We start from the raw sequence: 12544 nt of genomic DNA, 5'->3' as shown, positions 1-12544 counted from the left end.
CGGGCGACTGCGGAGAGCGGTCGCCCGCTTGTTATTACCACCAAGACGCAGTTAGCTGCGGTTCAGCAGAACGTACTTCCCACCAGACGATCCGATCAAGGTGCCGCCATGTGCGGCCTGCCACTCGTGCGTGCGCTTCGCATCATGCGTTACGAAGAACACCGGCGACCCGCCATTCCACAACGCCAGGAACGAAGCATCATCCTCAAAGCGATGCGGCGCATCCGCATACAGCGAGCCATACCAGAGGTTATTCACCCGTCCGTTCAGCATGTACACAGGCTGTCCGGTGTAGAAGTTGATCGAATCGCCATTGGAATATTCGCCGTCAATCACGATGCGCGCTGCAGGATCCCAGTGCTGCTGAATCACGCGCGCCAACGGCTCCGATCCAAGGATGGGATAGAAGATCCGCAACCCTTCATGCACGCTGCCCAACACGCCACACATGCCCAACGCCAGCACGACATTCGCCGCAAACGTCTTGCCACGCAATTTCAGGAACAGCGGTACACCGGTTGCCAGCAGCAGGCTGGCAGCCATCGTGATTAGGGGCACACGGAAGAACCCGAAAGCATTCGTTGTGAAATCAAACAGATGACCGAACGAAAGCCGGTAGTCATCGGGATGCTGCTGCAATGCTTCAAACAAATCCGCGCCCGGCATAGGAGCCTTTGCCACCACCGCAAGCGCAATGCAGACGATAGCGGCAATCGCAGCAACTGAGAACAGCGCGGCATAAAACCATCGCGAACGCTTCGACTCCCGCGACTCCGCGTCGGAAAGATAATGCCCCGCCAGCAGCGCCAGCGCAGGCACAGCGGGCAGCGTGTAGTACTCCTGCCGCGTGGAAAAGCTAAAGAACAACAGGATCATCGCCGCCCACAGCAACAACATCGTCGTGGGTCCGCCATTGCGCCATGCTGCTCTCCTTTGCCACCAACGCCGCGCCGCACCAAACAGGAACACGCCCCATGGCATCAACCAAACCACCAGCAACGCCCAGAAGGTCAGCAGTGGAACCTTGTCATAATCGCGAGGAATGCGCGTGTTCAGATAACGATTGATCTGATCGTTGACGATGTAAAACCAGAACCACCCCTTCGCTCCGCCGCTGGGAGCATTCTGCTGCCAGGCAAGAATGTGCCACGGCAACATGGTCACGAGAAACACCGCCGTGAAGATGCCTGAACGCATCTTCAACAGCATCTTCAGTTCGCCAATTACCAGCAGATACAGCACTAGCAAACCCAGTGGGAACACGATGCCGATCAGCCCCTTGGTCAGCATTCCCGCCGTACACACCAGCGCAAACAACACCGCGTGCCACGCCTTCGCTCTTCCCTCTGCGCGAATGGAATCCACCATGCGCAGAATCAGGTCTGCGCACATGGTCATCCACAACGCCACCATCACATCGGGGATGAAGAATCGAGTGAAGATGTAAGGCCCGATACAAGTAGCCATTGCCAGGCCTGCGTAGAAACCTGAGCGCTCGCCAAACAGCCGCGTGCCAAAGCTATACACGTAAAGAATCAGCACCAGCACCGACAGCGCCAACGGCAACCGGAACGCCCAGTCATGCATGCCGAAGATCTGTGCGCCACCTGCAGCCAACCAGTACGGCAGCGGCGGCTTATCCAGATAGCGGATACCGTCCACGTAAAGAGTCACGTAGTCATGGCGCGTAATCATCTCGCGCGCGGCTTCCGTGTGGATGGAATCCACATCATCCAGCAGCGGCGGCCCGAAGATGCCAGCGAACTGTGTCAGAAACCAAAGGATTGCGAGAAAAGCAATGTGCCCCGTCCGCAAAGTACTACGTTGCTGTGCCTGCATGAACGCCTTTTTTGCAAAAAATCCGACCGAACTATAGCCGTTCATATTATCGCCGAACACGTACGAAACGCGGCATCCTTTGCCTTTCTGCGGCATAAGGTGCTCGTTACCCATAAGATGAAGCGGTGACGTTGTCTGAACCACTGCCGTCTTCACTGTCCGCGGATTCGCAAGCATTTTCCGGTGCGCTCAAGCGCCGTTCCGTTGCTGTACTGGTAGCCATCTGGCTGGTGCTGCACTTAGGCTGCCTGTTCACGCCCGGACTACTGGACGATGTGGACTCGATTTACATCGAAGCCGCGCGCGAGATGTTGCAGCGCCATGACTATGTCACGCCGTACGTCGACGGTGTCCGTTTCTTCGACAAACCGCCGCTCATGTACTGGATGGCCGCTGGTGGCATGAAACTTTTCGGACCGCATGACTGGGCCGCACGACTGCCACTGTCGTTGATGGTGTTGGGACTTTTCCTCTCCGTGTACGCGCTGGGTCGCAAGCTTTTCGGAGAACGCGGCGGCTTTTATGCAGCGCTTGCGATGGCTACAAGCCTGGGCCCCTACCTTTTCACACGCTTCTACATTCCCGACATCATGAATGCATTGTGGATGACGTTGGGCGTGCATCTGTTTCTGATTGCACTGGACAGCAGCCGAAACGGCCAGATGCGTTCCGCACGCATGGCCACGTGGGCTTTCGGCATCGTGATGGGACTGAATCTACTGACCAAGGGACTCATCGGCATCGTCTTCCCCATCGGCTTTGTTGTGATCTACGCGTTACTGACAAAGCAGTTCAAACGACTTCTGACACTGCCACTGTTCACTTCGTTGCTGCTCTTTGCAGTAGTCGCGTTGCCGTGGCACATCCTTGCAGCGTTACGGAATCCCGCCATCCCAATGCCAGCAGGCACAGGGCTCCCCGCGCGCGCTGGATGGTTCTGGTTCTACATCATCAACGAACACTTCATGCGCTTCCGCGGACTGCGCATCCCGCATGACTACGGCCAGGTTCCAATCCCACTCTTCTGGCTGATGTTCTTCCTGTGGCTGATGCCCTGGGTAGCTTTCCTGCCCGCTGCGTGGACACAGTACGCGCGCATGTGGCGCGATCGCCCGCTGGAAAGCTCCAAGCGCAAGCAGGCCGCGTTGACGGTGCTGTTGTGGAGCGGCATGGTGCTTGGCTTCTTCACGCTCAGCTCGCGACAGGAGTATTACTCGTTGCCAGCACTGCCGGCACTCGCGTTGATGGCTGGCGGTGTTGTTGCCGGAGCTGAGCACGGCGATCCACATCTGCGACGCAACATTCTGCGTGCACACACATGGTTCCTGTTGCCGTTGGGCATGCTCATCGCAGGCATCTGCGGCACGCTTGCGGCAATCTCACCCGCGGCACGCCCGGGCGCGGACATCAGCGAACTGCTCACCAGCAACCCGGATCAGTACAACCTGGCACTCGGTCATCTGCATGACCTGACGACACGCGCCATGGGCTTCTTCCGCGCGCCGCTGGCCATCATGGCGGTGTCCATGTTCGGCGTCGGTCCCATCGCATGGTGGATACGGCGGCATGGCAATCGTCGCATTGCCAATCGCGAACGCGCTGCCAACGCGGTACTCGCGGTCAGCATGTGCGGTGTGTTGCTTGCGGTACACGGTGGTCTCGACCGCTTCTATCCCATCATTGGATCCAAGGGTCTCGCCATGCAACTTGAGACGGTGGTGCAGCCGCAGGACGCAGTGATGCTTGACGGTGAACTCACCAGCGGTTCCACGTTGCTTTTCTACACGCGGCATCCGTTGCAACTTGTAAATGGCCGCGTCAACGGGCCGTGGTTCGGTTCGTTCTGGCCCGACGCTCCGCCCATCTTTGAGGACGAGAACACCCTGCACAAAACCTGGAGCGGAACACAGCGCGTGTACTTGCTGACCTATCAACAATCACGCGTCGCAGACTTGCAACACTTTGGCGCAGTCCATCTTTTCGCCACATCCGGCGGCAAGATGATCCTCACGAATCGTTAACGAACAAGCCACTGCGATACCATTCCATGCGGAAGCGTGTGGCCGTGTTCGAATGCATCCGAGCCGCGATATTCCTGCGAGATCACATTCATGGCACCTGCAGCACTCTCCAAGCAGCAACGCACACAACTGCTCTCCACGCTGCAAGAGCGGTTTGAAAAGAACACCAAGCGCCATGCAAAAATCGCGTGGCGTGATGTGACCGCAAAACTCGAAAAGAACACTGCCGTGCGTTCCCTCTTCGCAATGGAAGAAAGCGGCGGCGAGCCTGACGTGATTGGACGCGATGAAAAAACGGGCGAGATTATCTTCTGCGACTGTTCTGCCGAAAGCCCCGAAGGCCGTCGCAACACCTGCTACGACCGCAAAGGCTACGAGAAGCGCTTGAAAGAAGGATTGCAGCCGATCGGATGCGTCCTGGACATGGCAGCCGATATGGGCATTGAACCGCTGGATGAGGAACAGTACTTCGCGCTGCAGAAGCTTGGCGAATTCGATCTGAAGTCACAAAGCTGGATCAAAGCGCCTGCGGAGTTTGTGAAACTTGGCGGAGGATTATTCGGTGACCGTCGCTTTGGCCGCGTCTTCGTGTATCACAACACGCCGCCATCGTTTTATCGTGCAAGAGGATTCCGCGGCCTGCTTCGCGTTTAGCCTTCTGCCTTCAAACGACCGTCCGGCATGATGCGAAACTGCGTGCCGTGATAACGCGTATCCGCGGGCAGATAACTGCAGCACCACACAACAAAACCAAGCAGATCGCGCAGCGGATAGATCAGCGTCTGAAACACGATGCGCTCCGCACCCAACACGCTAAGCATCGTGAATGCCTGCAGCCAGCGGTTCACCAGCGCAATGCCGAGAAACACCCATGCCGCACACCAGTTACCGAGCGCTGCTTCCAATGCAAACCCAAGCAATCCAAACGGCATGGCAAACGTGAGACCCGTTCCAAAATGCCCTGCTGGACGCGACCTGCGCGTACTCTGCATCCATCGAAGCTGATCACGAAACGAGCGGGCCACACCCTGGTCCGCCACCATCAGCTTGATCACATGCGTACTCATCTCCACGCCCTTGCCCTGTTCGGCGAGTCGATGGCCAAGCACAAAATCCTCCGCCCAATAGTGGCCCAGGTCTTCGTAGCCGCCAGCGTCAAGGAATGTTTTCTTCTCAAGGATCTGTAACGGCCCCAACGCAAAGTCGGTACCGCTGAGCATGTCTGCAATCAGCACGCCCGCGCTCATCTCCACGCTCTTACCCACGGCGTCCAGCCACGTAAACAAGCTGCCGCGATCCACATAGCCCGTGTACAAGCACGACCCCAGAACCACCTGCTTGCCTTTCACGTTGTGTCCGGGCGCAAGAGATTGAACACAACGCAACAACGCGTCGGGCGACACACGCGCATCTGCATCCGAGGTAATCAGGTGCGGATACGTTGCCGCATCACTCATCACACCCAACGAAAACATCTTCGGATTTGGATACAGCGGTTCACCGCACGCAATGAAGCGCACGGGACGGTCGGGATAACGCTGAGCTACCTTGCGCGCAATCTGGAGACCCGCGTCATCCTGCTGACGAGCACAGAAAAGGATCTCGTACGGAACGGGATAATTCTGCTGAAAGAAGCTTTCAATGTTTCGTTCCAACCCCGGCTCCGCGCCGTGCAGGGGCTTCAATACGCTCAGCGGAGGTGTGAATAATTCTTTCCGTTGCAGAACACGCTTGCGCCTTGCAGCAAACTGCAGAGCAGCTACAACTGCCATGCCGCAGAAGATCAACGCTGTTAGCGAACCCAGCGCAGCCATCCAGAACAAGATGCGCGAAACAAGACCAGTGCCAGCAAGCTGCGACAGCGAAACGAAGCTCATCCCCGCTTCTTTGTCGAAGTAGACTTCATCACCACCGGCTTACCCACCAGCACGGGACGACGCAGTGGCACCAGCCCAGCTTCATTGCTGCGTGGCTGCTGCATGCGGCTCAGCATCTCGTCACGCATGTAGCTCACGAAATTCTGCATGTCTTTGTTCATCTGCTCCATGCGTTCACGCATCTGCAGAATGATGGCAATGCCTGCGATGTTCACACCCAGATCCCGCGCCAGGTTCAGGATGAACTCCAGCCGCTCCAGATCCTCGTCCGTGTACAGGCGGGTGTTTCCCTCCGAACGCGAGGGGCGTAACAGGCCTTCGCGCTCATACAAGCGCAACGTCTGAGGATGGATGGCATACATCTCCGAGACTGCGGAGATCATGTAGGCGCCTTTGGAACGTCGCTTGGTAGCCATGACGGTTGCCCCTATTTTACTGATTTGGATGCCGTTTCCACACATAGATATTCCCACGCCGCACGCAACGGCAAATGAACCCTTCGGCGTCTGAACCGATCATGGTCGGCAAAGCGTTAAAACTCGGTGGCAAAGCGGGCATTTGGCTTGCAAAGCGACAGGCGCGTAAACATGGCATGAAGATCAACCTGGCCCTTGGGCTGCTCGGCGCGGGCGTTGCCGCCTGTGAAGCGTGGAAAGCACACCAGCGCGACGCGGCGGTGCGGGGCAAGGTCGTCCTGATCACGGGCGGTAGCCGCGGTCTGGGGCTGGAAATTGCTCGCCAATTCGGTCTCGGCGGTGCGCACCTCGTACTCGTCGCACGGAAGGATGAGGAACTTCGCGAAGCCCTAGGCACATTAATGCGCGGAGGGGCCATCCCGAACGGCGGCACAGCCCACACCATCACCGCCGACATCAGCCTGAAAGAAGATTGCGAACGGATGATCGCCGACGCCACCGAACGCTACGGCCGAGTGGACATCCTCATCAATTGCGCGGGGATCATCACCGTAGGATCGTTTGAAGACCAGCCCACCGAAGCCTTCCGTGACGCCATGAACATCAACTTCTTCGGCCAGCTTTACGCCATACAGGCAGTTCTGCCGCAGATGCTGGCCCGAAAAGCAGGACAAATCGTCAATATTGCCAGCGTCGGCGGCAAGATTGCCGTACCGCACCTGCTGCCTTACGTCGCCAGCAAGTTTGCCTTGGTGGGTCTCAGCGAGGGTCTGCACGCTGAACTGCGGCACAAGGGCGTCCACGTGCTCACGGTCTGCCCCGGCCTGATGCGTACCGGCTCGCAGGTGCAGGTGGATCTGGTTGGCAACGCGGAAAAGGAATACCGCTGGTTCAAACTCGGAGCTACGATGCCGGGTATCTCCGTTGCCGCTCGCGCCGCAGCCCGCACCATTTTCCGCGCTACGGTGGAACGCCGGGCAGAAATCACCATCACGCCGCAGGCATGGCTCGCGGCAAGGCTGGTTGGTGTGGCGCCAGAATCCTCCGCCCGCTTCGCAGCAGCGGCCAGCCACCTGGCCCTACCCGCCGCCAACGGCAATCGGCAGCCGATAAAGGGGTCTGAGATCGAAGCACAACGAAAGGGTCAAAAAGCAGTCAGAAACAACGGAGATACGCGCGCGCCGTTCTCACCGGCCGAGGCGTGAAAATCCTGTTACAAATGGCGTCAAACGGCCACTCGTGGAAAAGATTTATGTGCCAAACGTCGTAGACGGGAGTAGCCTAAAAGTACTCCTAGACCCGTTCCAGGGTCAGACAGGCCGCGAGAACCGGGAAGTACCTCCACTCCCTCTCTCCCGCGGCCTGCCCTATGTCGGAGTCCATATAAGCATTTCGACACCCGCAAATCCGGCAACTCCTACCTTTTGAACCCTGCCTTACTTGTTCAACACTGAGAACCGCCTAGTGTGCCGGCACCATGACGGCGTTCTCGTCTACCTTCGGAATCCCGAAGTGTCCGCTCAGGTGCAGCAGATCCAGCGGCCGCAGCATGCAATCCACACTGACCACACTCATGTTCCGGTCGCCGCGCGTCAGCACGGTCACGCCGGTGATGTTCGTCCCCTGGAAATGCAGCCACATATCCGTCATGTTCACGGAAGCCGCACCATTGGCATTTACCAGATGCTTCCATCCCGCAGCGCGATACTGCGCGTCAATCATGCCCAGCGCGCCGGGATCGTATCGCGCAAAATCCTTCGCGTGAAACGTCCGCACGGTAATGCTGTTCAACCCGGCCACCACACGACGCGTTTCCGGATCGCTGTTGGCAAAGAACTGGTCCGCCGCCGACAGCATGTTCCGATCAAAGGTGAACGATGTTTGCGATGCATTGCTGCTGATAACCTCGCCAAAATTCGGAACCCAGCCGCCAGGCGGCGGAGCAGCCACAGGTGGGGGAGGCGGGGTCTGGCAAACAACTCCCGCAGCCACAATGGCAGCGGCGGTAAAGGTCGAAAGCGAACGGACGAAACCCATATCCAGTGAGACCCGCTTTCCCTGATCGAGTCGCATATCGAACAGAGAAAAGCCGCGCAGATATGCGACAGCCAACCCTGTTGTCTTTCCTGCGTCTCACCCACTGCCATCGAATACGGGGGTGCGTTATGATGTTCGGCATGAAGCTGTCTCGCAGTCGCCGCAAAAAACTGGAAGAAATTGAAGCGCGTATCCAGGAAACTCTCTCCCAGATTCCTGCCGCTGTTGAGGCTGCGTTGCCCCGGTCCAAGTCGCACAAACTGGCCGTCACGGCCGCATGGGTGGCCGGTGGCGTGGGCGTTTTGACGCTGGGCCTCCTCGCAGGCCGCGAACTACGCGTGCGTTATAAGTTGAACCGTCGCACTCCCTACGACTACTACGCCCACGCGGGCGATCAGACGCCAGATTTGGAGTTCGGCGTCGGCATTTAGCAGGTTAACGATCCACCGAGGCCCCACGTTCCACCGCGAGCGTGGGGTTTCCTCTTTGAAACGCAAGGACATACGAACGATGAGCATCGCATTTCTCTTCCCTGGACAGGGTTCGCAAAGCGTCGGCATGGGCCGCGATCTGGTAGAAAAATTCCCCGCCGCAAAAGCCGTCTTTGAAGAAGCTGATGACGCCCTGGGCTATAGCTTGTCCCAGCTCTGCTTTGAAGGCCCCGAAGACCAGCTCAAGCTCACGGAATACACCCAACCCGCAATCCTGACCGTCTCCGTGGCCGCCGCGCGCGTCCTTGCCGACCACGGCGTCACCGCGACCATGGCTGCTGGCCATTCGCTGGGTGAATACAGCGCTCACGTCGCCGCAGGCACCCTCACCTTTGCTGATGCCGTCCGCACCGTCCGCCTGCGTGGCCAGTTCATGCAGGAAGCCGTGCCGCCGGGCAAGGGAGGCATGTCCGCCATCCTGGGGCTCGACGCCGGACGCATCGGCGAACTCTGCCAGCAGGCCAGCGACGAGCACAACTGCATCGTTGCTCCGGCAAACATGAACGCGCCCGAGCAGACCGTCATTTCCGGCGAAGCCTCCGCCGTCACCCGCGCAGGCGAGCTTTGCAAGGAAGCTGGAGCCAAGCGCGTAGTGCCGCTGCCCGTCTCCGCTCCCTTCCACTGCAAGATGATGGAACCCGCCGCCGAACGCCTCGCCGCAGAGCTGGAACGCGTCGTCATTCTCGATCCGCAGATTCCCGTCGCCAGCAACGTCGACGCCCGCATGATCAGCCGCCGTGCCGACGTCCGCGACTGCCTCATCCGCCAGGTGACCGGCGCAGTCCGCTGGGTGGAGTGCATAGAACTGTTGAAGACCAGCGGTGCCACCACCTTCATCGAAGTAGGCCCCGGCAAGGTCCTCAGCGGTCTGATGCGCCAAATCGATCGCGCACAGAAGATGCTGAACGTGGAAGACGGCGACAGCCTGCAGAAGACACTCGCGGCGCTGAACGGTTAATCACGGCCTAAAATTACACGCATGGGCGCGTCGAGCAGACGCTACAATTTCCTCGTCTTATCGGAGACGTGGAAATGCCCATGCGGTTTTTTCTGCCTGCTTTTCTCGTTATCGTGGCACCTCTCGCGCCCGCGCAGTCCGCTCCATTTCGACCACCTTCGACTCTCAACAGGCCCTATTTTGTGGAACTGGAGACGAAACGCGAACAGACGCTCGCAGACGGCACCCACATTGTGCAGGTAACGCGCCAAAAGCGTTATCGCGATAGTCAGGGTCGCATCCGTATGGAGTTCTACCTCAACTCCGATGTAGGTCAATCGCCACGAACCAACGTCAACATCACCGATCTGGCCGCGGGCCAAACGATGAGCTGGATGGTGGGGGACCACATGGAATCCGTGTACACCGTCGGCAAGATACTGGTCGCAACACCATCGGACGGCATCCCCCGACAATCAGTCCCTGCATCATCACAGCAAAACCAGCGTCCACAACAAACGCAGGAACCGCTGGGAATGCAGGATGTCCAGGGTATCTCCTGCAAAGCGACTCGTATAACGACCATCTTTCCCGTCGGCATGATTGGCAATGATCGCCCTGTCACGGTGGTTTCTGAACACTGTATGTCCCAGGAACTTGGACTGGAACTCAGTGGGCACGTCACAGATCCTCGATCCGGCACAACGACGACAACGGTAATCTCCATCAACCGCATGGAACCCGACGCAGCCCTCTTTCGCCCACCAGCGGGTTTTTCGGAACGCAGGATGGTCGACAGCACTGCCGCGCCAACCTCAGGCCAGTAGCGTTGGTTAGGTTCTGATGAGTGCATTCTCTGACCACATTGAAAGGAGTAACTGATGCGAGTATTCGTCGCAGGAGCGAGTGGAGCGATTGGCGAACCGCTGATCGCGGAGTTGCTGAAGCAGGGACACTCGGTAGTCGGCATGACCACAAGCGAGAAACGGGCGAAGGTTCTGGAAAACCAGGGCGCATCCAGCATCGTTGTGAATGCATTCGATGCGGAGGCTGTGGCAACCGCGCTAAAACAGTCGAAGGCAGAAGCGGTGATCGACGAATTGACGTCACTGCCCAAAGATCAGACAGAGATGCCCCAATATGCCGCAGGAGACACAAAGCTCAGGATTGAGGGCGGAGGCAATCTGTTCCGTGCAGCAATTGCCGTTGGCGTACGACGTTACGTTCAGCAATCAAGCGGCTTCTTCTTGAAAGCAGCAAAGGGGGCTCTTGCCGATGAGGACTCACCTCTCGATGTGAATGCAAGTCCGGGTATCGCCGGAAGCGCGCGGATGTACGAAGCCCTGGAACACCGGCTGTTCCAGTCAGACGCAATCGAAGGCGTGTCCCTCCGGTATGGCTTTTTTTACGGGCCGAAGACCTGGTATTACCCGGGAGGATCAGCCGCCGACATGGTGATGCGTCAGGTCACTCCGGTTATTGGCGACGGACAGGGTGTGTCTTCGTTCGTACATATTCAAGATGCCGCCATTGCGACCGTCGCAGCGCTGACAGCGGATGCAGGTGTCTATAACGTTGTGGACGACAACCCTTCGCCACAGAGTGTGTGGTTTCCTGCCTTCGCAAAGTTTCTGGGAGCCCCCCCGCCCCCACACATGACCGAGGCCGACGCAAGGGCGACCGCCGGCGAAGATGCGGTGTATTACGCAACCAAATTGGTCGGCGCCTCCAATGCCAAGGCAAAGCGCGTTCTCGGCTGGCAGCCACGACGGTTGGAGTGGCTGCAGGCTGGATAACGCCTGCTCCACTAACCTTTCGCGTTATAGACGCTCGTTAAAAGCGAATCTGGAATATCGCCATCGTCCACGTTGCCCTTTAAGACTCAGGGCTTCGTTGCTAATACCAATGGCGACGGTCCCGGCGCATCCAGTGTGCGAACGTCAACAAATCCAGCAGCCGTAAGCCACGCGGCGATCTCCTCGAACGAGAACGTATCGCCGTTCTTCGTGTTCACCAGCATGTTCACAGCAAAGATCAAGCTGCCCGGAGGTCCGGTGCGTTCCTCGTTCACCAGAAATTCGGCGATAGAGATGGTGCCACCCGCCTTCAACGCTTCAAACGTTTTCTTCAGGAGCGCCTTGCTGTTCTCCGCGCCTTCACTGTGCAGGATGTGGCCCAGCGTCGCTACGTCATAACCATCGCCGAAGGGAGTCGTATTCAGGTCGCCTGGCAAAAACGTATAGCGCTCCAGCAATCCAAAACGCCCCACCATGGCCTGCGTGGCAGGCAGCACGCCCTCCCAATCAAATGCAGTTGCCAGTACGTTGGGCGCGCTCTGCGTTAGCGCGATGCTCCACACGCCAGAACCAGCAGCAATGTCGAGCACGCGCACCGTGCCCTCGCGACTACCCAGCGCAAGATGACCCGCAAGCACCTGCGCCGCCGGATAGCTCAACGGAAAGATGTCATGTACAAAGGCCTTGAAGAACTCAGAACCATCATCTTCGGCGTTCACAGAGCGCGCAGGTTCACCCGTCCGAACGATCTCATTGAGCTGAAGCCAGTTCGGCAGTAACTGCTTGCTGGTGTGCTTGAACATCCCGCCCTGAAAGCTCGGCTTGGTGCTTACCAGAAACGCCTCGCTCTCCGGCGCAAGCGTGTACTTATCGCCATCGCGCCGTAGAAAATCGAGTCCCACAAGTGCATTCAAGATCGCGCGCAGGCCGCGTTCCGACGCGCCGGAAGCCATGACGATCTCGTCCAGCGTCTTGGGCGATTCATCAAGGATGTCGAAGACGCGATGTTGCAAAGCCGCTTCTATGGCAAGCGTGGGAGCGTATCCCCAAGCAAATTGCATGATGCGTTCAGGAGTAACGGGTGCTGTGGGCGTGCTCATGGTTCGATCATCTCCAGCAAAACATGCGTT

Annotated in this window: 12 protein-coding genes; 7 read left to right on the top strand and 5 right to left on the bottom strand. The window is 58.2% G+C overall.

What is annotated here, in order from left to right:
• Window positions 1-51: 51 nt before the first annotated feature.
• The gene (locus tag M504_RS22595; protein WP_232296391.1) at window positions 52-1839 is read right to left on the bottom strand and encodes a glycosyltransferase family 39 protein; all 1788 of its coding nucleotides are present in this window, start codon (window positions 1837-1839) and stop codon (window positions 52-54) included.
• A gap of 131 nt (window positions 1840-1970) precedes the next feature.
• Here M504_RS22595 and M504_RS20315 point away from each other — a divergent pair, with 131 nt between their 5' ends.
• Together M504_RS20315 and M504_RS20310 are read left to right on the top strand one after the other, a co-directional pair.
• Window positions 1971-3860 carry a glycosyltransferase family 39 protein gene (locus M504_RS20315; protein ID WP_052201122.1) on the top strand — a complete coding sequence of 630 codons (1890 nt, stop codon included), beginning with the start codon at window positions 1971-1973 and terminating at the stop codon, window positions 3858-3860.
• A 90-nt stretch (window positions 3861-3950) separates the two neighbouring features.
• Window positions 3951-4514: a DUF4256 domain-containing protein gene (locus M504_RS20310; RefSeq protein WP_047497872.1), complete on the top strand. Its 564-nt coding sequence runs from the start codon at window positions 3951-3953 to the stop codon at window positions 4512-4514.
• Here M504_RS20310 and M504_RS20305 read toward each other — a convergent pair.
• Window positions 4511-5737, bottom strand: a complete 1227-nt coding sequence (locus tag M504_RS20305; RefSeq protein WP_052201121.1) for a glycosyltransferase — start codon at window positions 5735-5737, stop codon at window positions 4511-4513. The two genes, M504_RS20310 and M504_RS20305, sit on opposite strands and share 4 nt — an antisense overlap.
• Window positions 5734-6153, bottom strand: a complete 420-nt coding sequence (locus M504_RS20300) for a helix-turn-helix transcriptional regulator (RefSeq protein WP_047497869.1) — start codon at window positions 6151-6153, stop codon at window positions 5734-5736. The genes M504_RS20305 and M504_RS20300 overlap by 4 nt, the downstream gene beginning before the upstream one ends.
• A 74-nt stretch (window positions 6154-6227) precedes the next feature.
• Between M504_RS20300 and M504_RS20295 the strand changes: the two genes are divergently transcribed.
• Entirely contained in the window at window positions 6228-7358 is a 1131-nt protein-coding gene (locus tag M504_RS20295; protein ID WP_232296390.1) for an SDR family oxidoreductase, read from the top strand.
• A gap of 256 nt (window positions 7359-7614) precedes the next feature.
• On the opposite strand, the gene M504_RS22420 is transcribed toward M504_RS20295, so the two are convergent.
• Window positions 7615-8265, bottom strand: a complete 651-nt coding sequence (locus M504_RS22420; RefSeq protein WP_052201120.1) for a hypothetical protein — start codon at window positions 8263-8265, stop codon at window positions 7615-7617.
• Between the two features lie 65 nt (window positions 8266-8330).
• Here M504_RS22420 and M504_RS20285 point away from each other — a divergent pair, with 65 nt between their 5' ends.
• The 4 genes from M504_RS20285 (at window position 8331) to M504_RS20270 (ending at window position 11414) form a co-directional block, all read left to right on the top strand.
• Window positions 8331-8621: a hypothetical protein gene (locus tag M504_RS20285; RefSeq protein ID WP_232296389.1), complete on the top strand. Its 291-nt coding sequence runs from the start codon at window positions 8331-8333 to the stop codon at window positions 8619-8621.
• A gap of 79 nt (window positions 8622-8700) precedes the next feature.
• The gene (gene fabD / locus M504_RS20280; RefSeq protein ID WP_047497866.1) at window positions 8701-9639 is read left to right on the top strand and encodes an ACP S-malonyltransferase; all 939 of its coding nucleotides are present in this window, start codon (window positions 8701-8703) and stop codon (window positions 9637-9639) included.
• 80 nt (window positions 9640-9719) lie between these two features.
• Window positions 9720-10445: a hypothetical protein gene (locus M504_RS20275; RefSeq protein ID WP_156994080.1), complete on the top strand. Its 726-nt coding sequence runs from the start codon at window positions 9720-9722 to the stop codon at window positions 10443-10445.
• A gap of 54 nt (window positions 10446-10499) precedes the next feature.
• Window positions 10500-11414, top strand: coding sequence for an NAD(P)-dependent oxidoreductase (locus M504_RS20270; protein WP_047497860.1), 915 nt, complete (start codon window positions 10500-10502; stop codon window positions 11412-11414).
• An 86-nt stretch (window positions 11415-11500) separates the two neighbouring features.
• On the opposite strand, the gene M504_RS20265 is transcribed toward M504_RS20270, so the two are convergent.
• Window positions 11501-12514 (bottom strand): methyltransferase, encoded by a 1014-nt coding sequence (locus M504_RS20265; RefSeq protein ID WP_047497857.1) that lies wholly within the window; start codon window positions 12512-12514, stop codon window positions 11501-11503.
• Between the last annotated feature and the right edge of the window lie 30 nt (window positions 12515-12544).

Source organism: Terriglobus sp. TAA 43 (assembly GCF_000800015.1).
Classification (GTDB): Bacteria; Acidobacteriota; Terriglobia; order Terriglobales; family Acidobacteriaceae; genus Terriglobus.
This window is presented reverse-complemented; position numbering and strand designations above follow the sequence as displayed.